The organism is Listeria grayi DSM 20601, assembly GCF_000148995.1.
Lineage (GTDB): Bacteria > Bacillota > Bacilli > Lactobacillales > Listeriaceae > Listeria > Listeria grayi.
Genome location: NZ_GL538352.1, coordinates 84,290 through 107,140, shown reverse-complemented (window position 1 = coordinate 107,140; position 22,851 = coordinate 84,290). Strand labels below are relative to the sequence as shown.

Below are 22,851 nucleotides of genomic sequence, written 5' to 3'. Positions count from 1 at the left end.
CGGATTATACGTTCGTCCCTATTTTTATAGGGATGGGCGTTTTTTTATTTATCTCGGCGCAACTACCTCACGCAGCATGTAATATTAAAGGAGGAAACAACAATGAAGAAAACCGTATTTTCAGGCATACAGCCTACTGGGGATCTGACCCTAGGGAACTACATTGGTGCATTAAAACAATTTGGCCAGTTTCAAGAAGAATTCAACTGTTTCTATTGTATAGTCGATGAACATGCGATCACAGTCCCACAAGACCGGCTGAAGCTGCGTAAACAAACACTTAGTCTAGCGGCATTATACTTGGCTGTTGGACTTGATCCGGAGAAATCGACTTTGTTCATACAATCCGAAGTACCTGCTCACGCGCAAGCAGCGTGGATGATGCAGTGTAACGTCTATATTGGCGAACTAGAGCGCATGACGCAATTCAAAGACAAATCAGACGGCAAAGCAGGTGTGAGTGCTGGACTACTTACTTATCCGCCGCTGATGGCTGCAGATATTTTACTTTATCAAACAGATTTAGTCCCTGTCGGTGATGATCAAAAGCAGCATTTAGAATTGACACGTAATATCGCAGAACGTTTTAATAAGAAACATAATGATATCTTCGTATTACCGGAAATCTACGTGGCTTCTACAGGCGCTAGAGTCATGTCTTTGCAAGCGCCGACTAAAAAAATGAGTAAATCGGATACAAATGTGAAATCTGCCATTTATATGTTAGACGCACCAGATGTCATCCGCAAAAAAATCAAAAGTGCCGTTACTGATTCTTCTGGGATCATCGAAGTCGATAAAGAGCATAAACCAGGTATTACGAACCTGCTGACGATTTATTCTTCGATCTCGGGCGAATCCCCTGAGGCAATTGCAGAACGTTATCAAGGCGTGGGTTATGGACAATTTAAAGCTGATCTGGCTGAAGTCGTTGTCGATGAGCTGGAACCGATCCAAGAAAAATACTATGCGTACTTGGAATCAGAAGAATTGGATAAGATTCTTGATGAAGGCGCTGAAAAAGCTTCCAGAGTCGCTAACAAAACGCTGAAAAAAATGGAAAACGCCATGGGTCTTGGCCGCAAACGACGTTAAAAAAAGCTCTCCTTAAAACGGAGAGCTTTTTCTTTGTTATATTATCGCTTAGTTGATTTTCAATTCAACATCGATGTTACCGCGTGTTGCTTTAGAGTATGGGCATACTTCGTGTGCTTTTTTGATCAATTCTTCTGCTTTGTCTTTATCTACACCTTCAATGTGTCCTTCTAAGACAACGCCTAGTTTGAAGCCTTTATCTTCTGGATCTTCGTATAAAGAGACTGTTGCTTCGATTTGACTTTTCGCGTTGATTTTTTCTTTACTTAAAACAAGTTCTAACGCACTGTTGAAACATGCGCCATATCCTGCTGCAAATAATTGTTCTGGGTTAGTACCACTGCCGCCTTCTCCGCCTAATTCTTTCGGTGCTACGACGTCATATTGGAAAATGTTATCTGGAGAATGTACTTCTCCGCTTCTTCCTCCGGTATTGATGACAGTTGTTTCATAAAGTTTTTTCATTACTAATTCCCTCCAATTGATTCGTTATATCCTTTATACCCTTTAGCAAATGATTATAATCATCGCCAAGGAAATCCAGACGATCTAAACAGCCTTCTACCTCTCGAAGTACTTCTGGGCGAATCTTTTTTGCTTTGTCTGTTAAATGGATCGTCACGTGACGTTCATCTTCTGAGCTCCGAAGACGATCTAATAGTCCCTGACTCTCCATGCGTTTTAACATTGGCGTTAATGTCCCGCTATCCAAGTTTAGTTTATCCCCAAGTGTCGATACGGATAGACCGTCTTCTTCCCAAAGTGCCAATAGCGCAATATATTGCGGGTAGGTAAGCTGGAATTTTTTCAGCGGCTCGCGGTACAGCTTCGTGAATGCCCTAGACGCAGAATAAAGAGCAAAACATAATTGATCCTCTAGTAGTCGATTGCTAGTAGACATGTTCATTTCCTCCTTTTAAAGTTGTGCACAATTAGATTTTACACCATTTAAATAAAATAGCAACTCTTTTGCTCAAAAAAATATCCAGAAAGAAAAATTCTTTCTGGATCATTGTTATACTCAGTCTTCGATTGCTTTGAATACAAGCGTTGCGTTATGTCCGCCAAAACCAAAAGAATTGGATAAAGCAACTTTTACTTCTCTTTCACGAGCTTCATTCGGCACATAGTCCAAGTCGCAAGCTGGATCCGCTTCTTGTAAGTGGATCGTTGGTGCGATTTTTTGATCTCGGATCGTCAGAACAGCAAAAATCGCTTCGATACCGCCGGAAGCCCCTAATGTATGTCCGGTCATGGATTTTGTGGAACTGATTGCCAAAGAACTTGCTTGTTCTTGGAAAACAGATTTGATGGCTTGTGTTTCGTATTCATCATTGTAAGGTGTGCTTGTTCCGTGCGCATTGATGTAATCTACATCGCCGATCGCCACTTCTGCATCTTCTAATGCTGCTTTCATGGCTCTTGCAGCTCCCTCACCGTTTGGTGCAGGTGCAGTGATGTGATAAGCATCGCCTGTTGCTCCGTAACCAACGATTTCTGCATAGATTTTCGCGCCGCGTGCTTTTGCATGTTCGTATTCTTCCAGAATAACGATACCCGCACCTTCACCAATGATAAAGCCGTCACGGTTTTTATCGAACGGGCGACAAGCTGTTTCGGGATCAGGATTAAGTGATAATGCTTTATTTGCTGTAAAGCCGGCTAACGACATTTTGGTGATCGGTGCCTCTGCTCCACCCGTGATCATTGCATCTGCATCACCGCGCTGGATAACTTTGAAAGCATCTCCGATCGAATTCGTTCCTGTTGCACAGGCAGTTACCGTTGTTGAATTGATCCCTTTTGCACCAAAACGAATCGAAACTTGTCCAGAAGCCATATCTGGAATCATCATTGGTACAAAGAAAGGACTAACACGTCGTGCGCCGCGATTGATAAATGTATCGTATTGCGTTTCAAAGGTTTCCATTCCGCCAATACCAGAACCGATCCATACACCTACACGGGCTGCATTATCATCATTGATCTCTAATTTCGCGTCTTGGATCGCCATGTCTGCACTTGCAACTGCATAATGCGTGAAGCGGTCCATTTTACGTGCTTCTTTCTTTTCGATGAATTTTTCTACATCAAAATCTTTTAATTCCGCAGCGATTTTCACAGAAAAATCTTCTGGGTTCAAACGTGTAAGATCGGACACTCCATTTTTACCAGCCAGGGCATTTTTCCAAGACGTTTCTGCGTCATTGCCTAGTGGTGTTACGGCACCGATACCAGTAACGACAACTCTTCTCTTTTCCATTTGCTCATCTCCTTATAATGAATGAAATCACAGAAAAACAACTTCTACCTTTTGATAGGAGTTATTTCTCAAATAGACTTAAAAAATAGTAGTGCAATAAAAGATAATAAAATAAAGTCTAGGCTATTATAACATAATTAAAGAAGCATGTCTTAACTGATTATTTAAACGTTAAGACATACTTCGAGTTTACTTAGTCTTATTTACCGTAGCGAAGAACTAATGCGCCCCAAGTCAGGCCAGCACCGAATCCGACTAAAAGAAGCGCATCGTCATCTTTTACTCTGCCTTCTTCAACTGCGTCTACTAGTGCTAGTGCGATGGAAGAAGAAGAAGTGTTGCCGTATTTATGAACAGTTTTCATTAATTTCTCTTCTGGCAAACCTAAGCGTTCACGGCTTGCTTCCATGATGCGGATGTTTGCTTGATGCGGGATCAGTAAGTCGATCTCGTCTTGCGATAATTTTGCTTTTTCCATCACGCGTACTGCTGCTTCTCCCATTTGGCGAACAGCGAAGCGGAATACTTCTCTTCCGTTCATTGCCAAATGTTTGTTTTCGTCAAGGTTTAAATACTTACCACCGGAACCGTCTGAACCTAAATCGAACGACAATAAACCACGTCCGTCCGAAACTGGTCCCATGACGACTGCACCAGCACCATCACCGAATAATACGGCAGTGGAACGATCTTCCCAGTTTGTGATCTTCGACAATTTATCTGCACCAACGATCAATACATTTTTGTAAGCACCCGTTTGGATAAATTGCGCAGCTGTCACCATTCCGAAAGTAAAACCGGAGCACGCCGCTTCCATATCCATGCCGGCTGCCTTAGAAGCACCTAAGCGATCTTGGATAATATTTGCGACTGATGGAAAAGTGGCTTCTTGTGTTACTGTAGCCACAATGATCAAGTCGATGTCGTCTGGAGTCAAACCTGCATTTTCAATTGCTTTTTTTCCAGCTTCATAAGCCATATCATGTGTATATTCATCATCACGCGCAATGCGTCTTTCTTCTATACCAGTACGAGTTCTGATCCACTCGTCATTTGTATCTACCATTTTTTCTAAATCAAAGTTTGTTAAGATACGTTCAGGGATGTATTTTCCTAAACCCAAAATACCTGCGTTCATTCGATATCCTCCAAAATGATTCTTCTACTTTCCAAATCAAAAAAGAATCAGTAGTTTTTATGACCTGGTACTAATTTTAGCAGAAAACACGTATTTGTCAATGGATTATATTCTGCGATAAGATTTTTGGGAAAAGATTGCGCAATACCAAATTTGTGGTAAAATGTAATGGAGAGAAACGAGGTGGTTGCATGCGTTATATAGTAACAATCTTTTGGGTATTTTTACTTTCATTGATGGCAGAATTCGTTCTTTCTTCAATGCTTAGCGTACCATTCAGCTTTTCAAGAGGCTTGATTATTACCGTTGCGGTTTCTGTGCTGGTAATCGTTCTAACCCTCGTGATGCCGAAAGATAATGAAACTTACGATTTTAAGTAAGAGAGAATCGCTTGAAAGCTATTGAGAAATAGGCTTTCAAGCGGTTTTTTGTTTTGGTTTATGGTCAAATCCTGCTTCCTTGACGACTACTCCATTTTTTCTATAAACCAGGTAATCATCGCTTTGTCCTTTGCGTCGGAAACGGCGACTGCATAAACGGCGTTGGCTTTCTTCTCTATTTTCGGATCGATTCCACGCGCTTTACCAATGATTCTTCAAGTCTTTCAGCATAAGTGAAGCGAGGTTTCCCTATTACACGCTTATTATATTTCAAACAAAAAAATCACTTGAAAGCCTACTGTTAAACTTGGCTTTCAAGTGATTCTATTTTTATTGTTTCCTCTTGTTAAGAGAAGAAGTACGTTTATACGCTTTTTATTTATCGCCTAAATAATATTTATCCGTAGGTTTCAAGTTTTCATCTAGTTCATACACAAGCGGAACGCCTGTTGGAATCTCAACATCCATGATCGCGTCGTCGTCGATATCTTCCAAGAATTTCACTAATGCGCGAAGGCTGTTCCCGTGAGCAGCGATCACTACACGTTTGCCTTCTTTGATTTGAGGAGCAATGGTATCCATCCAGTAAGGTACAACACGTTCTAGGGTTACTTTAAGATTTTCACCAGCTGGAATCGCATGGGTGTCTAATAACTGGTAGCGGCGATCATGTTTTGCATGACGGTCGTCGCTTTCTTCCAACAACGGTGGCAGCGTATCATAGCTACGACGCCATAATTGTACTTGATCGGCACCGTATTTATCTGCTGTTTCTTGTTTGTTCAAGCCTTGTAAAGCCCCATAATGACGTTCGTTTAAGCGCCATGATTTATACACTGGCAGCCATGATTGATCTGTTTCTTCCAATACATAATTCAAGGTCTTGATGGCACGAGTCAAAACGGATGTAAATGCTACATCGAATTCCAATCCTGCCTCTTTGATTAATTTACCTGCTGTTTTAGCTTCTTCTACGCCTTCTTCTGATAAATCGACGTCATGCCAGCCAGTGAATAGATTCAATTTGTTCCATTCGCTTTGTCCGTGTCTGATCAATACTAATTTCATTGCTCACTTCATCCTTTCTGGTTTGTTTGCTACCTATATTGTTCCCGATATTGTGTTTTTCAAAACTTATTTATTTTCGGTATGAAATTGAAATCCTTCTTCTGTCCGTTCAATTGTAACAGTCGAATGTGGCAAGATCTTGCCGGCAACGATATCTCGTGCTAGCGGCGTTTCGATCTGTCTTACGATGTAGCGTTTCAGCGGTCTTGCTCCATAAACAGGATCATAGGCTTCTGAAGCAATAAATGTCTTTGCTTCTTCGCTCATTTCTAAATGGATCTCTTGTTCTGCAAGTCGTCTTTCTAATTCGTGGATCAGTTTATCGACAATGCCTTTCATATTTTCGATCGTAAGTGGTTTGAACAGGATAATATCATCGATACGGTTTAAAAATTCTGGTTTGAAGGAACCCTGCAATACTTGCTGGATATCTTTTTCCAGTTCTGGAGAAATTTCGCCGTCTTTCGTTCTTTCCAGTAGTAATGTCGAGCCGATATTGGAAGTCATGATGATCACGGTATTTTTAAAGTCGACCATTCTGCCTTGCGAATCGGTGATCCTACCGTCATCGAGGACTTGCAACAGTATATTGAAAACGTCTGGATGCGCTTTTTCGATCTCGTCCAGCAAAACGATTGAATATGGATTGCGTCGAACAGCTTCCGTGAGTTGACCGCCTTCTTCATAACCGACATAGCCTGGAGGTGCTCCGACTAAGCGGGAAACAGAATGTTTTTCCATATATTCGGACATATCGATCCGGATCATATGTTCTTCAGAATCAAACATATTGAAAGCAAGTGCTTTGGCAAGTTCGGTTTTCCCTACGCCGGTCGGTCCGAGGAAAATGAAGGAGCCGATCGGACGTTTCGGATCTTTGATGCCGGCGCGGGCACGAAGCACGGCGTTACTGACTAATTCAACAGCTTGATCCTGGCCGATGACTTGCTGATGTAGCAGATCGCCAAGTTTCAGCAGTTTTTCGCGTTCGCCTTCTACCAATTTAGAAACCGGTATTCCCGTCCAGCGGCCAATAATGTCTGCAATTTCATTTTCAGTCACTTCTTCTTGTAAGAGCCGATCGCCAGTTTTGCTCTTTTCGCGGTTTTCAGCTTCCAAAGCAGCTAGTTCTTTTTCTGCTTCTGGAATCTTGCCATGCCTTAGTTCGGCTGCTTTTGTCAAATCATAGTTATTTTCAGCTTCTTCTAATTGATGACGCAAAATATCGATTTGTTCCCGTTTTTCGCGGATCTGGCTGATTTCATTTTTTTCGATTTCCCATTTGGACTGCATTTGGTTAGCCGCTTCTTTGTAATCAGCCAGTTCTTTTTGCAGTTGTTCTAATCTTCTCCTACTTGCAGGATCGCTTTCTTCTTTTAAAGCTGCTTCTTCGATTTCAAGCTGCATGACACGCCGCGTTACTTCGTCGAGTTCATTTGGCATCGAGTCGATCTCTACTCGGATCGTTGCGCAGGCCTCATCGATCAGATCGATTGCTTTATCTGGTAAAAAGCGATCCGTAATATAACGGTCGGATAAGCGAGCCGCAGCTACTAAGGCGTTATCGTGGATATTAACACCGTGATGGATCTCGAAGCGTTCTTTCAAACCACGCAGGATCGAGACTGTATCTTCTAAAGTCGGTTCATTGACCGTAACTTTTTGGAACCGTCTTTCTAATGCTGCGTCTTTTTCGATGTACTGCCGATATTCATCTAATGTCGTCGCGCCGATACAATGTAGCTCACCTCTTGCAAGCATTGGTTTCAACATGTTGCCGGCGTCCATTGCACCCTCTGTTTTTCCTGCGCCGACGATCATGTGGATCTCATCGATGAACAGCAATACTTGGCCTTCGCTTTGTTTTACCTCTTGCAAAACCGCTTTTAACCGTTCTTCAAACTCACCGCGATATTTTGCCCCAGCGATCAGCGAACCAAGGTCTAACGAAATGATGGTTTTATCTTTTAATCCTTCCGGCACGTCTTTTCGTACGATCCGTTGCGCTAATCCCTCGATGATCGCCGTTTTACCAACGCCTGGTTCTCCGATGAGGACCGGATTGTTTTTTGTTTTACGAGATAATATCCGAATCACATTGCGGATCTCGGCATCACGGCCAATGACTGGATCTAACTTCCCGCTGCGGACTTCTGCGATTAGATCGCGTCCATATTTTAATAATGCTTCGTATGTTTCTTCTGCGTTTGGACTGGTCACGCGTTTCCCTCCTCTTATTTGCATAATTGCTTCTTTTAATTGTTTTTTGCTGCATTTTTGTTTTTGGATCGCTTCCGTTATCGGATGATTTTTCTGCTCCATGATAGCGAGTAACAAATGCTCGGTCGACAGATAGCTGTCTTCCAGTTCTTTTTCCACTTTTCCAGCGTCTGTCAAAAGCTGATAAAGGCTTTGGCTCATAGCTTGTCCGTATTGAACATTGCTTCCCGTAATGACTGGCAAACCAGCTAAACCGTTATCCACTGTTTCCATCAACAATTGTTTGTCGATTTCTGCGACTTCGTACACGCGAGCTGCAAATTCACTATTAGCGAGTAATTCATGAAACAAATGATAGCTGTCGATCTCTTGGTGCTGCCATTCCACTGCCAGCGCTTGTGCATCGGCGATAAGTTGTTGTACTTGTTCTGTATATTGATTTGGATTCAATGTCTTCACCTCTTCTTTGACCTATTTTGACCTTTATTTTATTATACGCCTCCCGCTAAAATTTGTCTAATCAAAACATAAAAAAACTCGCCGCCCGAAGCAGCAAGTTTTTTAATCACGTCCAGCAAACAGACGTAGTAAATATAAAAATAAGTTAACGAAATCCAAGTAAAGATTTAACGCTAAGATCGGAACATCATCTAAGGTGATCGTCCGCTTCATCATTTGATTGAAGTCATACACGATATACAGGCTGAATAATAATGCTCCTGCTCCGGAAATAATAGTGGACGTTCCCGAAGTAAGTGGGATAAACATCCCGAAAAGGGTTACAACAACTAAGACGATCAATGCGATCAGTAGAATTTTACCCATTGCCTGCAAGTCTTTCTTTACTTTTGCGCCAATAACTGCAAAGGCGATAAAACTTACCGTCGTGGTGGCAAATGCCATTAGCACAGCATTTCCCGCTCCGATCGCAAAATAGTGAGTAAGCACAGGCCCGATCGTCAAGCCGCTGACGAAAGCAAATGCAATCAAGATCGGATAGCCTAAAACTTTGGGAGCACTTTTATTCGCTCTGACAATAAAAGCCGCCACCAATAAGATGATCTCCGTCAACAACAAAGGAAAATAGAGTTCCGGACTAAGCTGATTGCCAATGCCTGCTCCGATCGATGCGATCAATAGCGATATCACAAACCAATTCAATGTTCGTTGCATGACGACTTCTTTTGGTGCTGCTTGATTTGCAGTTGCTTGTCTGACTGTACGATTCATTTCTTCCATCATCGATCCCTCTTTTCATTCATTTATATCAATTTATAATGCGCAAGTGCTTTCGCAATACCATCATTATTGTTTGTATCTGTTATATAAGAAGCATGTTCTTTGAGTCCTGGCATAGCATTTTCCATAGCTACCGCATAATCTACGGCTTGGAACATTTCGATGTCGTTTTTGCCGTCGCCAAATGCATACGTGGGAATTCCTTCATATCCCATGACTTCGATCAATTTTTCGATCCCGCGTGCTTTCGAACCACCTTTTCGAAGTACATCATTGCTAAATGGTGTATTGCGAACAAATTGCAGTTCTGGGAATCTAGACGGGAAATACTCGTCCCCTGTTTCCAGAAGCAATAATGCCATGTTGATCGTTTCCTTGGCAAACATATCTGGATAGACACCGGGCATGGGTTCGCCCAAATAATCAAAATGTTTTTTGACTGTTTCATTCTGAGCTGTTGCGCCAATGCGCTCGCCATTATAGAAGCAAACTTCTACATTTTGCGATTTTGCTTCGGCTGTTAAGCGCGCTATTAATTCTGGTTCTAATTTATCTTGGTAGACGACCTCGCCTTTATAAAAAGCCAGTTGACCGTTCATCGCGACTGCTGAATCAATTTTGGTTTTTGCCATATTTTTATCGATCTCAATAAGGGTTCTTCCTGTTGCGATGATCGGTACGATGTTATTCTCACGAAGCTTTTCTAAAGCTTCCATCGAGCTTGGCAATAATTCTGCCTCACTATTCAATAATGTGCCATCCATATCAAAAAAACATATTGCATTCGGTTTCAAAGTATCATTCCTTTTCCCTATGATACCTCTATCATATCAATCTTTGCTGGATAAATCAAAAAGCCTATTTATAGATCGCATAGTTGCCGATCTTCACAAAACCAAGTTCTTCGTAAATAGCTCCAGCAACAGGATTGCTATAGAATAAGCATGGTTTTTTACCTTCTGCCAGCAGATCGCAGCTTAGTTTCTTCATGATCGTCTTGGCTAAACCTTGTTTGCGGTATTCTGCTTTTGTCGCTACACCGATTATCATCGCAGAATATGGATTTTCAGCGCTTGACTCTGCTACAGCAACGATCTCACCGTTTTGTTCGATATAATAGATCCGCTTGGTCTTTTCAGCTAATTGCGTGACCATCAGTTCTTTGTCTTCTCTACGTGGCTGTAACTCTTTTATATTAGCCCGCATCTCAATGATCGCTGGTATATCTTCCGGAATCGACGTGCGCACTATTACTTCAGTATTCACTTTGATCCTGCTCGCTTCTTCACATTCGCAAAAATGCTGATCCACTCGCTTCACTGCTAACTCAGGCATGTATTTTTCGAACATGGTCGTTACGCGACTAGCACCCGTTAATATCGGATTCTCATAAGCGAGTATTTTTTCGGCTAATCCTGCTACATCGAAAGCGTCATTTTTCGCATACGGCAAGAAGTTATCGCCAAATTTCACTAAAACAGCTCGCAAGGAGTGTGTGTCATCGAAATCTCCCCATACTTCCTGGATATCGCTGTCATATCCAAAACTAAGGATATCCCCAATCAAAAAAACATTCAAAGCAGCTTCTGATTTCAATAACGCAATTACTTCATCATGATCCTTTTCCAGTAACTTTCTAATCATACTACACACTCCTTCAAAAATTGCTTTCATTTTAAGCCAAAGCAAGGGGGAAGTCAACTTATTTTTTTAAAACAAAAAACAGGCCGTCCGTTGGCCTGTTTTAGAACGTAACATTATTTATAATGAATTTCGCTGATTTTAAGTAACAAGCTTATCGCACTCAGTTTTTCATCGCCGAGATGAAGCTTATTTTCGTCGGAATATTGAATCGGCGCCGCGGTGATTTCCGCTTGCTCCCGAGTGAAATACTCATTATCTAATCCTAGATTCGCAGAGATTTTTTCTACGTATTTTTTAAATTTAACGGGTTTCATTGTTTTATTAGTAGTGATCGCTTTTAATGTTGCCTGCGATAATTTAGTAGCTTGGGCAAAAGTGCGTTCCGTGTATCCATTCCATTTCATATAGATTGCTATATTAGCTGCAATTCTCTCTTTTTCTTTATCTTCCATAATATCCTCCTGTATTGCTTTTCTTGACATACTCCGAGTATGCACGTCCAAGATGAGATATCGATTAAAATCTCATAGTATTCTCGTTAATTTTTAGAAAGCGCTTTCTTTTTTGATAAAAAAAGCAGATAACGACAGCTATCTGCTTTTCAGCTATTTTTACAGCGTTTGATATTTCTTCCAAACCACATTTTTAAGAACAGCAAGAAATTCGTCATCCGCATTTGGCATTGGCGGACGGTGATAAGCTGCTCCGATTTCTTCTGTTACGACTTTACACTCGTAATCATTGTCGTAGAGAACTTCTAAATGTTCTGCCACAAAACCTACCGGCGTGTAAATAAAATGTTTGTAATGATGCTCTGCGAAAAGGTCACGTGTTAGATCTTGAACATCTGGTCCAAGCCACGGTTCTCCAGTTTTACCTTCACTTTGCCAACCAAGTGCATAATTTGTCAAAATCGTTTTATCAAAGATCAATTTTGCTGTTTCTTTCAATTGCTCTGGGTAAGGATCGCCAAATTGCTTGATTTTTTCTGGTAGACTGTGTGCGGAGACCACTAATACGGTTTCGTCTAATTCCGATTCAGGAATACTCTTCGCTACTTTATTGATCCGGTCAGCCCACATTTGGATGAAACTAGGCTCTTGGTACCATTGATTGATGGAGTGGATCACTAAGCCGCCTACTTTTGCTGCTTCATCTTGCGCGCGTTTGTTATAGGCTTCCACGCTGAAACTAGAATAATGCGGCGCTAAAACGATCGAGATCGCCTCTGTGATGCCATCTGTTTTCATCTTTTGAACCGCTTCTTCGATAGATGGTTCAATATGTTTTAGGCCAATGTAAACTTGGAAAGTTACTTCGTCTTGTGCTTCGTTTAATTTATCACCAAGGCCATACGCTTGTGCTTCCGTGATTTTTGCAAGTGGAGATAGTCCTCCGATCGCATGATAACGACTGCGCAAGTCCTCGATCATTTCTTCGGAAGGACGGTGTCCGTGTCTGATGTCTGTATAATAACGTTCGATATCTTCATCCTTATAAGGCGTGCCGTAAGCCATCGCCAATAATCCAACTTTTTTCTTCATCCGTAATCACCTTTCTTTTAACAATTTCTCACTTTCGCTATGTACGAGCGCTGTTAGCTGTTTTAAAGTGCTGGGAGAAACTTCCGGGAAAACACCATGTCCCAAATTGAAAATAAAACCTGGCTGTTTCACGGCTTCTCCAATAATTGTTTTTGCTTTATCAAAGCTTTTCTGAGGTGCGAGTAATAATGCTGGATCTAAGTTGCCTTGCAGGGCCTTTTCAGGCAGAATATCACGCGCTGCTGCTATCGACATACGCCAGTCGATTCCGACAACGTCTATTGGAACGTCATTCCATTCAGGTAAAAGATGTCCGGCTGCTACAGCCTGCATAATGATCGGTGTCTGTGGATGCTTCGCTTTCACTTTTGTTGTGATCATCCGAATGCTAGGCTTGATGTAATAATGATAATCTTCTCTGCTGAGTGCACCGACCCATGAATCGAACAGCTGCACAGCGGATGCACCGGCTTCGATTTGTGCCGACAGATAGTCCGCTGTCATAGTTGCCAGCTTATCCATCAGCGCGAACCAAGTTGCTTCGTCTTGATACATCAATGCTTTTGTCTGGTAGTAATTTTTCGAAGGGCCGCCTTCCACTAAATAGCTTGCTAACGTAAATGGCGCGCCTCCAAAGCCAATCAGCGGGACATCGAGCTGTTCCTCTCGAAGCAGTTTGATCGTTTCCAAGATATAAGGCACTTGGGATTTGGCATCAAATGCTGCCAAGCTTTCCACGTCTTGATATCGTCTGATTGGATGCGCGATCACTGGACCGATACCCGTTTTTATTTCAACATCGACTCCCATTCCTGGAAGTGGACTCATAATATCCTTATAGAGCACAGCGGCGTCTACGCCATAGTTTTCAACAGGCAGTCTGGTCACATAGGAGCATAATTCAGGCTGATGTGTGATCTCGAATAAAGAATATTTTTCTTTCAGTGCCCGATATTCTGGTTGCGACCGTCCTGCTTGTCGCATATACCAAGCAGGCAGACGTTCTACTTTTTCGCGGCGTGCAGCTCGTAAAAATAAATCATTACTAATTTCTTTCATTTCTTATCCTTCCCTTGTTCAATGACACACAAGAATGAACAACATTTACCTTTTATGTTCCGTAAATAAGTTTACATGATATTTATAATAATTCCAAATAAGAAGGCTTCGTCAGGTTTTATTTTTACAAAATCGCGGTATAGTGAAGACAAAAACATTGTTCCCTTTAGAAAGAAGGTCATTAAAATGAAACATGTTTATATTACAATGGGGACGGAACATTATCTTAGACAAGTCTTAGACGAGATCCCATCAAACGGCGTAGAGCTTTTCCAAAATTATGAGCAATCCCTTCTTTACCATGAAACCGAGCAAGAAAATGTTTTTAGGGAAGGCGCCTCATACCGCATTTTGCAAATGTTTGGTGAGCGAAAACACGCAGGCGTTCTTGTTCTGGAATACCTCTCGATCCGCGATGAGGAGATTCCGATTTTTTTAGCGGACTTTGATGCAATGCGCAAACAGTTACTAAAGCAGTTAGGCTTTCAAGCAGCTCGGTTGGCGCAGGAAGTCCACCATCAAAAATTTTTGATCGTCAGCTTTTGGGACTCGGAAGATGCCTATCGCCTTTTTTCCAAAAACGAGCACCATTCCAAAATCATGCAGCGTATCCAACAAGCGGGCAATCAAGCCAATTTCTCACATACAGATATTTATCATTACCCCGCCTTCAGACATGATAGTAAATAAAGAAAAGCCTTCTGTTCAAGAAACAGAAGGCTTTTTAACCTCATAAACTATCATGGCTTACTCCATTTTTTTCAAGCGATAAGGTACATATAGGAAAGTAAATGCGGCTACGAAACCGACATTAATAATCAAGATCCATAGTCCGCCCACGCTTCCATTTTGCGCGATACCTATCAAGCTGAACAAAATAGCTTGTGCCAGCAAAAGAATCCGTAGCAGATGAATATAGCTTCGCTTCTTCACCGCTTCCGTGATCGGGTACAGGCGCTGCATGATCTGACCGTCAAAGTGCTTGATCATTGGAATGAATTGGAAACCGGTCAAATATAAGAATAATAGTGAGAACACGATCGTTAAGTAAAAGCCACTTAAGAAAATCAGCAAGATAACTGCCACCACGGTTAGCCGCAGATAAAGTCCACTAAATTCATTGATTCGTACAAAAGTGCGGCTCCATAAGTAAGCATATGTTTTTCGATTTGCATATGGGATCGGCCGGTAAAGGAAATCTAAATAGGCTCGTCTTCTGACCGTTCCTTTCAAATGCGGAACATCCGTAAATAAATTTACCAAGCGATAGAAACGATTCATTCGTCCTTGTTCTTTATCGATCAGGATCTCCCATCTTAAAATGATCCCTTCTGTCCGTTTTTTCAGCCCCCAATATGAAAGCCCCAATACAATAATGGTCAACGGAATCGTCCAGTAAAAGGAAAAAGCCAACAGCAGATAAATGAGAAGCGCGCTGATAACCACACGTGCAAACATCCATGTCGTATCGCTGTTATCTAGCTTCATGCTCTCCCAATTCGTATAGACATTCCATAGCTTGATTGCGCCAATCGATACGAGCAATAAGAAAAAATGGAAATATGACCGATGTGTAACCCCTACATACATAGGCATTGCTACAGCTAAAATGACGATATACAGATAAAGTTGCATCCAAAAGCTGATGCGCTTTGCCCGCTTAAAATAATCCTGCATCTCTGTTTCTTTCACAATCAAGTAAACGATGTCAGGCTCTTTCAGCAGCGTGATGATCGGACTTATAACTACCGCGATCGTCAACAATGTCACCATTAACGGGATCGCCGGGAACGTCTCTTGAATCGTTTTTACCCAGCCGGCGTAGTAAAAAATCCCTGCACCTACACCGATGACCAGCACAAACAACAAGTGATCGTTGAACATATAGCGCATATAACGAATAAGTTCTGTCGTATAAGCCTCGAATCTTTTCTGCCATAATTCCCGGCTATTAAAAGACATCCTCGTCCACGTCCTCTTCTTTGGTTAATTGAATATAAATCTCATCTAAAGAAGCCCCCTGCATCTGGAACTCCTCTTGAAGCGCTACCAATGTCCCTTGTGCACGAATCTCACCATGATGCAAAATAATGAACCAGTCGCAGTATTTTTCGGCGGTAGCAAGAATATGCGTCGACATCAAGATACTCGCACCGTCATCCCGCATCTTTTGGATCAATTGCAGCAAGGATTGGATCGCCAATGGATCAAGTCCAACAAAGGGTTCGTCTATGATATACAAGGAAGGCTCGATCAGGAAGGCCGACATGATCATTACTTTCTGTTTCATCCCTTTGGAAAAATGCGCTGGAAACCAGTTCAAGCGATTTTCCATTCGAAATTCTTTTAATAGCGGCTGCATTCGCTCCTTCAATTGTTCTTCCGATAAGCCATAAGCCATCGCTGTCAATTCCAAATGTTCTTTTAATGTTAATTCTTCATATAATACAGGCGTTTCCGGGATATACGCAAACTGCTTGCGATATACTTCCGTGTCATCTACCAATTTTTTATCATTTACGGAGATCGTTCCTGATTTTGGTTGCATCAAACCAGTGATATGTTTGATTGTCGTGCTTTTCCCAGCACCGTTCAATCCAATCAATCCAACAATCTGCTTTTTCCCGATCTCGAAAGTAATATCTTTGAGAACAGGCCTTTTAGTATAGCCGCCTACAAGATTTTTCACATCTACTAAACCCATCTTATAGCCTCCTTATCTGTCTTTCTATCATCATAGCATAAAACGTAAATTTTATCATAATCCTAGTTGATACATGCTTTTCTCTCGATTTTATGATAAATTAATGGTAAGTAGGTTGCCTTTTCTAAGGCGATCGAATAATGCCATAGAGAGGTGGCCTAATCAATGGAAGATTGTATTTTTTGCCAAATAGCCGCTGGGAAGATCCCTTCTGCTAAAGTATATGAAGATGAGGAAGTATACGCCTTTCTCGATTTGGGGCAAGTTACCAAAGGGCATACACTTGTGATCCCGAAAGAACACGCACGTAATATGTTTGATTTGCCAGAAGAAACAGCTGCAGCACTTTTCAAACGCATTCCTAAAATCGCCAATGCACTTAAAGAGACATTGCCGCTCGAAGGAATGAATATCTTGAACAATAACGAAGAAGTTGCCTCGCAAAGTGTTTTCCACTGCCACATTCATCTGATTCCGCGCTACAGCAAGGAAGATGGCTTTGGATTGATCTGGCATAGCAACGAAGATGATTTCAACAACGAAGAAGCTCAAAAACTAGCAGCTGAAATCAATCAAAGATTAGTGTAAACTCCCTATTTCAGGGTATACTGAATGTAAGTTCAAATAAACGACGAGGTGAGATTAGATGGATAAAAAATCAACGATCATAGGTATTTTCGCTGGGAGCCTTATTGGCGCTGCGGCTTCCATTTTATTAGCTCCAAAATCTGGAAAAGAGCTTCGCAAAAACATTTTAGACAAATCCGTGGAAGCAAGCGTTATTGTGAAAGAACTTGCTTATAATACAAATGAACTTCTTCAATCTGTTCAAGTTCTTGGTTCTGAAGGTGCTTCTTTGCTGAAAGACGTTTCCAGCGAAATCTCAGAATCTGTGTCTAAATGGAATGAGGATATGGAGCCTGAGAAAAAGCGTCTAAAAGATGAAATCAAAGACATGCAAAAAACGATCTCTGATTTAGAAAAAACACTCAAAAAAGACAAAAAAAGTTGATTTGATTCCCTTTAAAAAACGAGAAAAAACGGCTTCGCTATTTTTCTCGTTTTTTTATTGAAAATAATTATGAAAAAGGGTTGAAATCTAGTTCCGAAAAGACTAAAATACTATGAGTGTTTGCAGAATAAAAACATGGAAGTTACCAGTTATTGGAGGAATAGGAATGCGTTGCTTGAAATCTGTATCTACAGAGCGCCGCGATGAATACAATCGGCTTATTTTAAAAGGAGTTCTCATCGGGTTTGCAGCTTTTTGTATTATTTGTGTCAGTCATAATCTTCTTTATCCAGAAAAATTTACAAACCATTACCCGGTTATAGGCTTCTTAGCTTTACTCGCACTTTACCCACTCCATAAATTGGCACAGTATTTGATTTGTTTACCCTATTTAGATCTACAAGCTTTCAAATGGCGCGTCCACTTCTATATCGTTCCGTGTGTACATTTAAAACGGACAAAAGTTATCCCGAAGTGGCTCTATATCGGTTCATTGTTTTTCCCATTTTTTGCGATCTCTGCGCTATTGATCGGGCTTGCTGTATCGTTACCAATCGCCCATGACTGGCTGTTTTTAACATTGATCGCTGTTCATGTCGGCATGTCATCCCTTGATTTTCTGATCTTGAAACAAATCTGGGCAACACCGAAAAAATGTTACATTGAACATGCTCAAAACGGCGTTTCAATATTAATATCTGATTAAAAATGACGAAATCACATTAGAATTTTGTCATCTTTTCATTTTCAATAAAATTTGTGATATGATAGGAAAGTATTGACAGAAATATATAACTTTTAAGGAGAGTGTTTTTTTAATGAAGAAAAAACTACTATTAAGCCTCGTAATGCTAATGGCTATAGTTGGATTAGCTGCATGCGGCGGGGGCGGCGCAGTCGTTAAATCTGATCAAGGAGACGTTACAAAAGACGAGTTGTACGACGCGTTGAAAGATAAAGATGGCGAGCAAGTACTTCAACTACTTACATTTAATAAAATTCTTGATGATAAATATAAAGTGAGTGACAAAGAAGTAGACAAAAAATATAACGCTGCTAAAGCACAATATGGCGATCAATTTGCAAGTGCTTTGCAACAAGCTAACTTAACAGAAAAAATGTATAAATTAAGCTTGAAAAACGAATTACTTCGTCAAAAAGCAACAAAAGCTTATATCAAAGTAACTGACAAGAAATTGCAAGACTACTACAAAACTTGGCAGCCAAAAATTACTGTTAGCCACATTTTAGTTGCTGACAAGAAAACAGCAGATAAAGTAGAACAAGAATTAAAAGACGGCAAGAAATTTGCTGATCTAGCTAAAAAATATTCTACTGATACAGCATCGAAAACAAAAGGCGGCAAACTAGATGCATTTGGTACTGGACAAATGGACCCAGCTTTTGAAAAAGCTGCTTACGCTTTGAAAGAAAAAGGCGATATCAGTAAACCAGTTAAATCTCAATTCGGCTACCACGTTATCCAATTAGATGAACCTGCTAAAAAAGCAACATTCGAAAAAGACAAAGCACAAGTGAAAAAAGACTACATCGACAGCCAAATGAACAACGCAGAAGTTGTTCAAGCAGCTCTTAAAAAAGAATTTAAAGATGCAAATGTAAAAGTGGAAGACAAAGATCTAAAAGATGCATTCTCCCAATTTACTTCTAAAACGAAATAAAATGAAATAAAGCGCAGGAGCCGATTTGGTTCCTGCGCTTTTTCTTTTACTCAAATGTCGGTTTATAAAAAGCACGGTTATCAAGACCAAAGACACGTTCCGTAAACTCACCCGGCTTCGTATGACGCAATGCTTTGTCCATCATGACCATTGTCGCATCGAAGTTGTCGATTTGGTGCAAGATCTCTGCTTCCCGAACAAGCGGTGGTTTCGGACTGCCCCATTCTCCTTTACCGTGATGTGCTAGCAGGATATGCTTCAAGATGACGACTTCTTCACTATCGATTCCTAACTCTTCCGCTACTTTGCCGACTTCCTCTACGACGATTGAAATGTGACCGATCAGGTTTCCTTCCAATGTATATGTCGTGGAAACCGGTCCTGATAATTCTTTCACTTTGCCGATATCATGTAGAATGATCCCAGCATACAGCAGATCCTGATTGACATTGGGATATAAACCTGCGATCGCTTTTGCTAAGCGCAGCATCGAAACGACATGGAAACTAAGTCCTGAAACGAACTCATGGTGATGCCGCATTGCTGCTGGATATTCATAAAATGCTTCTTGATGTTTTTTTAAAATCGCTCGTGTGATACGCTGTAGATTCGCATTTTTCATTTCAAAAATATATTGCGTTACTTCTTCAGCCATACTCGCTTTGTCGATTGGTGCTGTTTCCATAAACTCGGATGCTTGGACATTATCAAATGGGGATGTTTGTCGGATCTGTCTGATTTTCAACTGCTTTCTGCCCCGATAATTTTGAATATCGCCGACGACATGAACAATTTGTTCCGCTCCGTAGGCTTGTTCGTCCGTTTCTTTGATATCCCATAATTTCGCTTCTAATTCCCCTGATTTATCTTGAAATACAAGACTTAAAAATGGCTTCCCATTACTTGCTGTTCCTTTCACGCTCGATTTTATCAACAGATACAATTCGACCGTACTGCCAACTTCAAAATCTAATAGTCGTTTTTCCAATTTTGTCGCCTTCTTTCTATCTGCATTTTCTTTTTCTCTAGTATAGCACGACACGCTCCATACTTGAAAAATAATCTGAACTTGTTTCATGGCAACTGAACATCAATACTTGATTTTTACCTTGTCGCATTTTTAGTAGATCCATCATTTCCGCTAGACGCTCTTTATCAAAGTTTACAAAACTGTCGTCAATGATGATCGGAAGTGGATATTTGCTATGAAGAATATCAATGAAGGCAAATCGAACTGCTAGATAAAGCTGTTCCTTTGTAGCCTGACTCAATTCTTCCGGAAAGAAAAACACTTGATCGCTGGTTTCGACTTGTAAGCGATTATTAGCAAAACGGACATGAACATAATGTCCTTTAGTCAATTTTTTGAAATAACGGCTCGCAAGTTCGAGTGCTTTCGGCAGTTTATCTGCTTGTAGCCGTTCCAGCGTCCGCTTTAATATCTCCAAGCTGAGGCGGATCGTCATCCATTCTTTTACTTGAGATTGAAGCAGACTCTTTTCTGTATAAAATTCCTGCATGAGCGCAGCGAATGTTCCTCCCGCTTCCAATGATTGGATCTCATGGTTTACACGTGCATATTCTGCATGACTTTTTTCTTGTGCATGGCTGATCTGTGCCAATTCAGCTTCGATCTCAAGCAATTCTGCTTTCAGCGTCTCTTTGGAAGCATATGCCTGCAGCGCTTCCCGGACATTTTGATCAGATTGCATTTCCAAAAAGTGTTTCCGCGCTTTATTTTTTTCGATTTCTTCTGCTTCCTGATGACGTTTGCGGAATGCTTCATCTTCTACTACTCCTGCTTTTTCCAGTAACGCCTCTTTCTCTGCTTGCAAGCTGGCAGCATCACGGCGGATCAGTTCTAACTCTGCTTCGACTTGTTCGAGTTTATCCTCCTGTTTCGTAACGGATGCGATTGCATTTTGATATTCCCGCATTCCTTGTTTCAACAACGTTATCAGTTCCTCGAATGTAGTTGTTTGAAATGGTGGCTTTAGCGCCACGCATCGTTCACGCCACGTTTGTATTTCTTCGTGGATTGCTTGAGAATCAGATTGCAACTGTTGTTTTTGCTTGATTTGTCGCACGCTCGTTTCCAATTTGATAAAAAAAGGATAATATTTTTGATTCACAGCTTCTGCCGCTATTCCCAGTGTTTGTAAAGTAGCATGTATCCGTTCACGTCGCTGCTCATTTTCAGCAAATCTCTGTTGGCATTCTTCCCGCCATATTTCTGTTTTCGCTTGTGATGCATCTAATTGCGTTAATACTTCTTGCCACGTCTGGCGCTTATGTCGTTGCTCCATCAATTCTGCCAATTCACTTTGATCAAAGGCTTGACTGATCGGTTGGCGTTTATTAAGTAGCCATCCTGCTGCTAGTAAAACTGCTAAACCAAATAGCGCAAGCATCCATTTTGAGGGTAGAAAAATTGCAAGTATACCTGTTATTCCCACAGCTAGTAAAGGAAGGAACAACCTGTTACGGTTTGGTTTGACTGCACGGCTCGGCTGGCGTTTCTGCTGCTGTTCTTCCGCCGCTTGGAACTGCTGCCGGCTCCACATCTCCGCTTCTAAATGATCGATCTGTTGCTGCAGCTGGTTTTGTTTGTGCGCTTCTTCTTCCATAAAATAAGCGATCTGTTCCAGACGTTGTTGATTACTTTGTAAGGCTAGCTCTTCTTCCTCGATCTGCTGCATGTATATGGGCTGCCAATTGCGTAGAAGGAGCTCTTGATCAACTTCGAATGCCTGTTCTTCTAGCAAATGATCGATGTCAGCTAATTCTTTCTGGAGGGCAGCTAAACGCTGTAGATTTTCTTGGTAAAGCGGATAGGTTTCTGTAATCGCAGTAATCTCATCTTGTTTGTTCGCAAAAAACGAATAATCCATTTTCTCAGTTTGTTTCTTTAACTGCTGATACCTTTCTTGTAACTGAATATGTTTATTTTTATTTTCTGTCAGCCGGCTATTCAAATGCTCTAAGCGAACGATCCCATCCGTCGGAAAAGCAACCCGCTCTTTATCAGCCAAATATTTTGCCAAATTCGCCCATTCTTGGTAACTTTCCCAATAATCGAGCCAATCCTGCTTCTGGTCATGTTCCAAGCGTAGTGTCTTCTGTCTATTCAGATTGATCTGCTGTGCTTCTTCCAGTTCTTCCTTTTCCTTATAAAGCGTTTCATAGTTGGTATTGTGCGCTTTCGCTTCTTCAAAACGGCTATTCGCTGCTTTGACTGTTTCCAATTGTTTATTGATAAGTGGGTTACGTCCGCTTGGCTTGAAACGTTTATCTAATTCCTTTTGTAATTTTTCGATCGCTTTCAGCAGCAAGTCGGAGCCGGTCATGCTCGTAGCCAATAGATATCGTTCAAAATCTGCCTGTTTCCACTGCTGGATATTTTGCAAAGCATGGATATCAAAGGAGAAGATCGCTTCATAAGTCGCGCGGTCCATTTCGCCGAGCAGTTCATTCCATTTTGCTTCACCATGGATCGATCCGTCTTCCAAATAGAGCGTAACATCACCAGTCGCTTTTCCTTTTAGACGCTCGATCGTTACTGTTCCGAGTGCTGTGTCTGTCAGCGTAAGTCTTCCGCCATATGCTCCCCCGGTTTTTGGCTCCATTCGTGGCGTAGATTGCTGACGAGTAGGAAAACCGAACAAGATGCTGTGGATGAATGCCATGATCGTTGATTTGCCTGCTTCATTCGCCCCGTAAAAAAGCTGCATTGCCTGTAAATCATGAAAATGTGCATCGATCCATTTGCCATAGCCGATAATGTCAATAGCTGTAATCTTCAT

Annotated in this window: 23 protein-coding genes and 1 other annotated feature (1 of these 24 running past the window's edge); of the genes, 7 read left to right on the top strand and 16 right to left on the bottom strand. The window is 41.3% G+C overall.

Going from position 1 to position 22,851, the window contains the following annotated elements; translation table 11 throughout:
* Nucleotides 1-23 (top strand) — a binding site (T-box leader) (it extends 208 nt beyond the left edge of the window).
* Between the two features lie 79 nt (nt 24-102).
* The gene (gene trpS, locus HMPREF0556_RS00595) at nt 103-1,095 is read left to right on the top strand and encodes a tryptophan--tRNA ligase (protein ID WP_003754471.1); all 993 of its coding nucleotides are present in this window, start codon (nt 103-105) and stop codon (nt 1,093-1,095) included.
* 48 nt (nt 1,096-1,143) lie between these two features.
* Here the strand turns inward: trpS and HMPREF0556_RS00590 are convergent, their stop codons facing one another.
* The 4 genes from HMPREF0556_RS00590 to HMPREF0556_RS00575 all read right to left on the bottom strand — a co-directional run bounded on the left by HMPREF0556_RS00590 (nt 1,144) and on the right by HMPREF0556_RS00575 (nt 4,496).
* Nucleotides 1,144-1,560, bottom strand: a complete 417-nt coding sequence (locus tag HMPREF0556_RS00590) for an organic hydroperoxide resistance protein (RefSeq protein WP_003754469.1) — start codon at nt 1,558-1,560, stop codon at nt 1,144-1,146.
* On the bottom strand, nt 1,544-1,996 hold the full coding sequence (locus tag HMPREF0556_RS00585; RefSeq protein ID WP_040486355.1) for a MarR family winged helix-turn-helix transcriptional regulator: 453 nt from the start codon (nt 1,994-1,996) through the stop codon (nt 1,544-1,546). The genes HMPREF0556_RS00590 and HMPREF0556_RS00585 overlap by 17 nt, the downstream gene beginning before the upstream one ends.
* A gap of 120 nt (nt 1,997-2,116) precedes the next feature.
* Complete coding sequence (gene fabF, locus HMPREF0556_RS00580) at nt 2,117-3,358, bottom strand: beta-ketoacyl-ACP synthase II (RefSeq protein ID WP_003754464.1); 1,242 nt, start codon at nt 3,356-3,358, stop codon at nt 2,117-2,119.
* A 199-nt stretch (nt 3,359-3,557) separates the two neighbouring features.
* Nucleotides 3,558-4,496: a beta-ketoacyl-ACP synthase III gene (locus tag HMPREF0556_RS00575; protein WP_003754462.1), complete on the bottom strand. Its 939-nt coding sequence runs from the start codon at nt 4,494-4,496 to the stop codon at nt 3,558-3,560.
* 191 nt (nt 4,497-4,687) lie between these two features.
* Here HMPREF0556_RS00575 and HMPREF0556_RS00570 point away from each other — a divergent pair, with 191 nt between their 5' ends.
* Nucleotides 4,688-4,876, top strand: a complete 189-nt coding sequence (locus tag HMPREF0556_RS00570) for a YjzD family protein (protein WP_003754460.1) — start codon at nt 4,688-4,690, stop codon at nt 4,874-4,876.
* Nucleotides 4,877-5,251: 375 nt separating this feature from the next.
* Here the strand turns inward: HMPREF0556_RS00570 and gpmA are convergent, their stop codons facing one another.
* The 8 genes from gpmA to hemE form a co-directional block, all read right to left on the bottom strand.
* On the bottom strand, nt 5,252-5,944 hold the full coding sequence (gpmA, locus tag HMPREF0556_RS00565) for a 2,3-diphosphoglycerate-dependent phosphoglycerate mutase (RefSeq protein ID WP_003754457.1): 693 nt from the start codon (nt 5,942-5,944) through the stop codon (nt 5,252-5,254).
* Between the two features lie 66 nt (nt 5,945-6,010).
* On the bottom strand, nt 6,011-8,614 hold the full coding sequence (gene clpB / locus HMPREF0556_RS00560) for an ATP-dependent chaperone ClpB (protein WP_036104855.1): 2,604 nt from the start codon (nt 8,612-8,614) through the stop codon (nt 6,011-6,013).
* Nucleotides 8,615-8,725: 111 nt separating this feature from the next.
* The gene (locus HMPREF0556_RS00555; RefSeq protein WP_040486354.1) at nt 8,726-9,403 is read right to left on the bottom strand and encodes a Bax inhibitor-1/YccA family protein; all 678 of its coding nucleotides are present in this window, start codon (nt 9,401-9,403) and stop codon (nt 8,726-8,728) included.
* A 23-nt stretch (nt 9,404-9,426) separates the two neighbouring features.
* Nucleotides 9,427-10,197 carry a Cof-type HAD-IIB family hydrolase gene (locus tag HMPREF0556_RS00550; protein ID WP_040486353.1) on the bottom strand — a complete coding sequence of 257 codons (771 nt, stop codon included), beginning with the start codon at nt 10,195-10,197 and terminating at the stop codon, nt 9,427-9,429.
* A 64-nt stretch (nt 10,198-10,261) separates the two neighbouring features.
* Nucleotides 10,262-11,047, bottom strand: a complete 786-nt coding sequence (locus tag HMPREF0556_RS00545; RefSeq protein WP_040486352.1) for a GNAT family N-acetyltransferase — start codon at nt 11,045-11,047, stop codon at nt 10,262-10,264.
* Nucleotides 11,048-11,160: 113 nt separating this feature from the next.
* Nucleotides 11,161-11,499, bottom strand: a complete 339-nt coding sequence (locus HMPREF0556_RS00540) for a hypothetical protein (protein ID WP_040486351.1) — start codon at nt 11,497-11,499, stop codon at nt 11,161-11,163.
* Nucleotides 11,500-11,658: 159 nt separating this feature from the next.
* A complete protein-coding gene (hemH, locus tag HMPREF0556_RS00535; RefSeq protein WP_003754446.1) occupies nt 11,659-12,591 on the bottom strand; it encodes a ferrochelatase in 933 nt (310 codons plus the stop codon).
* A gap of 6 nt (nt 12,592-12,597) precedes the next feature.
* Nucleotides 12,598-13,650 (bottom strand): uroporphyrinogen decarboxylase, encoded by a 1,053-nt coding sequence (gene hemE / locus HMPREF0556_RS00530; protein ID WP_003754444.1) that lies wholly within the window; start codon nt 13,648-13,650, stop codon nt 12,598-12,600.
* 186 nt (nt 13,651-13,836) lie between these two features.
* Between hemE and HMPREF0556_RS00525 the strand changes: the two genes are divergently transcribed.
* Nucleotides 13,837-14,340 (top strand): antibiotic biosynthesis monooxygenase family protein, encoded by a 504-nt coding sequence (locus HMPREF0556_RS00525; RefSeq protein ID WP_040486350.1) that lies wholly within the window; start codon nt 13,837-13,839, stop codon nt 14,338-14,340.
* 57 nt (nt 14,341-14,397) lie between these two features.
* Here the strand turns inward: HMPREF0556_RS00525 and HMPREF0556_RS00520 are convergent, their stop codons facing one another.
* On the bottom strand, nt 14,398-15,612 hold the full coding sequence (locus HMPREF0556_RS00520) for an ABC transporter permease (RefSeq protein WP_003754440.1): 1,215 nt from the start codon (nt 15,610-15,612) through the stop codon (nt 14,398-14,400).
* Entirely contained in the window at nt 15,602-16,354 is a 753-nt protein-coding gene (locus HMPREF0556_RS00515; RefSeq protein WP_003754439.1) for an ABC transporter ATP-binding protein, read from the bottom strand. Before HMPREF0556_RS00515 ends, HMPREF0556_RS00520 begins: the two co-directional genes overlap by 11 nt.
* A gap of 165 nt (nt 16,355-16,519) precedes the next feature.
* On the opposite strand from HMPREF0556_RS00515, the gene HMPREF0556_RS00510 reads away from it, so the two are divergent.
* The 4 genes from HMPREF0556_RS00510 (at nt 16,520) to HMPREF0556_RS00495 (ending at nt 19,048) form a co-directional block, all read left to right on the top strand.
* On the top strand, nt 16,520-16,942 hold the full coding sequence (locus HMPREF0556_RS00510) for an HIT family protein (protein WP_003754437.1): 423 nt from the start codon (nt 16,520-16,522) through the stop codon (nt 16,940-16,942).
* Nucleotides 16,943-17,000: 58 nt separating this feature from the next.
* Complete coding sequence (locus tag HMPREF0556_RS00505) at nt 17,001-17,366, top strand: YtxH domain-containing protein (RefSeq protein WP_003754435.1); 366 nt, start codon at nt 17,001-17,003, stop codon at nt 17,364-17,366.
* Between the two features lie 166 nt (nt 17,367-17,532).
* The gene (locus HMPREF0556_RS00500; protein WP_040486349.1) at nt 17,533-18,072 is read left to right on the top strand and encodes a DUF3267 domain-containing protein; all 540 of its coding nucleotides are present in this window, start codon (nt 17,533-17,535) and stop codon (nt 18,070-18,072) included.
* A 112-nt stretch (nt 18,073-18,184) separates the two neighbouring features.
* A complete protein-coding gene (locus tag HMPREF0556_RS00495; RefSeq protein ID WP_003754431.1) occupies nt 18,185-19,048 on the top strand; it encodes a peptidylprolyl isomerase in 864 nt (287 codons plus the stop codon).
* Between the two features lie 46 nt (nt 19,049-19,094).
* On the opposite strand, the gene yhaM is transcribed toward HMPREF0556_RS00495, so the two are convergent.
* Both yhaM and HMPREF0556_RS00485 read right to left on the bottom strand, forming a co-directional pair.
* Nucleotides 19,095-20,036, bottom strand: coding sequence for a 3'-5' exoribonuclease YhaM (gene yhaM / locus HMPREF0556_RS00490; RefSeq protein ID WP_040486348.1), 942 nt, complete (start codon nt 20,034-20,036; stop codon nt 19,095-19,097).
* 37 nt (nt 20,037-20,073) lie between these two features.
* Nucleotides 20,074-22,851 (bottom strand): ATP-binding protein, encoded by a 2,778-nt coding sequence (locus HMPREF0556_RS00485; RefSeq protein ID WP_003754428.1) that lies wholly within the window; start codon nt 22,849-22,851, stop codon nt 20,074-20,076.